Below are 2694 nucleotides of genomic sequence, written 5' to 3'. Positions count from 1 at the left end.
GGGGAGTGGCCCCGGCGCCGCGGGGGCGGGGCGCCGGCGTGCCGGACGCAGCCGAGCACCGTCCCCGGCACTACAATCCCAAGGCCCTGCGCCGCGCGCGGATCCGCGCCTCGCGACCGGGTCGTTTCACCGGCCGCAGCCTCCTCCGGGCCGTGAAGCCGCGCCGATAACGCGATCGCACCGCCCCCGGAAAAGCAGGATCCGGCCCGACAGGAAAGGCTCCGGGCCACACCGCGAAGGTGCGGCCCGGAGCCATTCATGCCCGAGCGGCCGGAGGGCCGGTGCTCAGTAGCTCTCTGAGGTAGTTTCCTTGCCGGCCTCCAGCGACGACGGGGCCGGGCCGGTGCCGGACTTCAGGGCTGCCAACCGTGCCTCCACTTCCGTCTGCTCGCCGAGGTCTTCCAGGCTCTCGAACTGGGCGTCCAGGCTGGAAGCGGAAAGCTCGGCCTGGCCGCGTACCTTCGCTTCCTCGCGGCGGATCTTCTCCTCGAAGCGGCCGACTTCGCTGGTCGGATCCAGAATGTCGATGCTCTTGATGGCGTCGTGGACCTGCGACTGGGCCTGCGCGGTCTTGGCGCGCGCGATCAGCTCATCGCGCTTGTTCTGCAGCTCATTGAGCTTGGACTTCATCTGGTTGAGTCCCTGCTTGAGCTTTTCGACGATTTCGGTCTGCGAGGAGATCGTGGGCTCGGCGCCCTTTGCTTCGTTCTCTGAGGAGATCTGGCGCTGGATTGCCACCTTCGCGAGGTTGTCGAACTTCTCGGCGTCGGCGGCGTGGCCCGAGGTGCGGTATTCGTCGGCCTTTCGGCTGGCGGCCAAGGCCTTGGCACCCCAGCTGCGGGCGTTCTCGAGGTCTTCGTTGTAGTCGTCCTGCAGCATGCGCAGGTTGCCGATGGTCTGCGCGACGGCGCTTTCGGCTTCGGCAATGTTGTTCGTGTAGTCGCGGACCATCTGGTCCAGCATCTTCTGCGGATCCTCCGCCTGGTCGAGCAGGGCGTTGATGTTTGCCTTGGCCAACTGTGCCATGCGGCCGAAAATTGAGTGCTTTACCACGGTGATGCCTTTCGATCGGGATTACTCGAACTTTGCCTTCCAAGCAGCCACGGTGGCTGCCCGGTCTGTCTGGTCTAGAAGCCGCCGCCGGCGCCGCCGTCGCCGAAGCCACCGAAGCCGCCGCCGCCACCGCCGAAACCTCCGAAGCCGCCGCCGCCGAAAACGTCACCGCCTCCGCCTCCGCCGCCACCGAAGATTCCGCCGCCGCCGTGCGAGCCGTGTCCGCCGTGCAGGATGGAATCGATGAGGATGCCGCCGAGGATCGCCCCGCCCAGGCCGCCGCCCCGACCGCCGAACATGCCGCCGCCGCCGAAGCCGCCCATGCCCCCGCCGAAGCCGTCCACATCCTCCTGGGCCATCTGGCTGGCCTGCTGCGCCAGGGCATTGGCCTGGCGGGCGTAGTTGAGCGCCTGCTCTGGATCCGAGTCGGCGATGGCCAGCGCATGGTCGAGGTTCCGTTCCGCCTCCGCCAGCCGGGTGCGTGCCTCGCTGCGAACGCCGCCGCGGCGCGCCTGAATGTAATCCGAGGTGCCGGAGATCTGGGCCTGCGCGGACATGATGGCGTGCTGCAGGGCCTCGCGGGCACGCCGGTTGCGGTCCTGGGCGTCCCGGATCCCGGAGAGCGAGGCATCCAAGGGCTCCATGGCTGCCTCCAGCCGCTGCACCATCATGATCGGATCAATGCGCCCCCCGGCGACCTCCTGCCGGACGGCGGACACGGCTGCTTCCAGCCCGGCCAAGGGGCCCGCAAGCTCGGGATGCTGCCCGGAGGCGATGATGGCCCTGGCCTGGGCGATGTCCTGGTCCGCGTCGGCGATGCTGCGTTCCATGCTCTGCCGGGCGTCCTCGAGGTCCTTGGCCGTCCTGGCGATGGCCTCCAACAGGATGTTGGCCTGGTGCAGGCTCTCCTCGGCCGCGCGCACGGCAATCACGGCGGCGCTGCGGTCTCCTTCGTCGAGCTTGTCCTGCGCGGTGCCGGCCGCGTTCTCGACGAAATCCAGCCGTTCCCCGGCTTGGCCGATGTTGTCGGCGACCTGTTGCAGCGCGCTGTCGGCAAAGCGGGCGCGAAGCTGCTCCAGCCGGGCCGTGCCGTCGTCCAGCCTGCCGCGGGTTTCCCGGGCGGCGGCCCGAGCCTGCTCAAGCGCCTGCGGTGCGGTTTTTTCCAGCTCCCGCAGCGCGTCGAAGTCCTCTTTGTGTGCCTGGAGGGAATCGTTGACTGCCTCACAGCGGCGGATGATGTCGCCCAGCCAGGCGCGCTGCTCTTCTTCGGTGTCCGGAATATGGTCGTCGAGCTGCTGCTGCAGCTTGAAGGACTCCATCATGTGGGACTTGGCCGCGGTGATGTCCTGGCGGAACGGCTGCACGGCTTCGTCCCCGTACTGGGCCATGGCGAAACCCAGTTCCTGCTCGCTCGATTTGATCGCGTCGTCGGCGGCCACCAGCAGGCTGCCGGCCTTCTTGCGAAGGTCCTCCACGGACATGGCGTCGTGCGGATCCAGCGGCCGCCCGTCGGGGCCGGTCTGCAGCTGAGGCTGCGGGCGCTGGTTCTTGTTCCGCCTGGACCGCGCATACAGCAGGGCCGCGCCGCCGCCCACCACCACGACGCCGCCAATGAGCAGCACCGGGCCCAGCGAGCCGCCC

Annotated in this window: 2 protein-coding genes; both read right to left on the bottom strand. The window is 68.8% G+C overall.

The window, feature by feature from the left end:
- Positions 1–285 precede the first annotated feature (285 nt).
- Positions 286–1053 carry a PspA/IM30 family protein gene (locus tag AC5RV2_RS16785; protein WP_494093277.1) on the bottom strand — a complete coding sequence of 256 codons (768 nt, stop codon included), beginning with the start codon at positions 1051–1053 and terminating at the stop codon, positions 286–288.
- Positions 1054–1127: 74 nt separating this feature from the next.
- The coding region (locus AC5RV2_RS16780; RefSeq protein ID WP_494093276.1) for a TPM domain-containing protein at positions 1128–2694 on the bottom strand (1567 nt) is incomplete at its 5' end.

This window comes from Arthrobacter sp. Y3225116, assembly GCF_059091245.1.
This window is presented reverse-complemented; position numbering and strand designations above follow the sequence as displayed.